General features: G+C 38.1%; 1 pseudogene. It reads left to right on the top strand.

What is annotated here, in order from left to right:
* Positions 1 to 36: 36 nt before the first annotated feature.
* A pseudogene (locus M595_RS28285) lies at positions 37 to 685 on the top strand (helicase); the annotation flags it as partial.

The following is a 685-nucleotide window of genomic DNA, read 5'->3' as shown; positions in this document are numbered from 1 at the left end:
TCATATGGCTCAGGTACTTCGTCGGAGGACAAAACCATGAATAGTAATTTAAAATTAGAACAAGCTTCAATTTGGGGACAAGTTTTTGAAATCGCTGTTCAACGGGGTGTTATCGCCTATTTACTGCATAGTAAATTCTTAAACGAAGAACATCCCCAACTCGAACCTTGGCGAGAAGTTAAAATTAGTCAACTCAGTAAACACCTCATTCAAGCTTTAAAAGAGACGAAAACTTTACCTGTTCACGATATTTATGTTGAAGAACGGATTCAAGAATATTTACGTCATTTATTGGTTTTAGGGTACGGTTTAGGCTGGACTAGCTTACGGGAATGTCTGAATCATTATAAACCCTCTCGCCGGATGAAATTAGAGGCGTTATGGTGTCCTTTAACCTTACCCGGACAAACAGATAATAGAGAGTTGGAACCCAAACAAACGGCTGAGGAATTTCATCACGCTTTTAAGATTTCAGATTTTATTGATCAGTCTTTAGTTAAGCAAGGAAAGTCAGGACGAGCGGACTTTTTACTCTGGCTATCTCCTACAGAAGAACAACTCAAAAAACGTCAACCCCCACAGGATTTTATTCTCTGTTTTGAGTTTTCTTTTAACGCTCCTTTAGAATTAGAAGACTTTCGTTTAGAAACGGCTCATTGTCAAGAAATTAACCGTTATACTCGTT

This window comes from Lyngbya aestuarii BL J (genome assembly GCF_000478195.2).
In the GTDB taxonomy this organism is placed as follows: Bacteria; Cyanobacteriota; Cyanobacteriia; order Cyanobacteriales; family Microcoleaceae; genus Capilliphycus; species Capilliphycus aestuarii.
The sequence above is the reverse complement of the archived record's forward strand: the minus strand, read 5'-3'. Positions and strand labels throughout refer to the sequence as shown.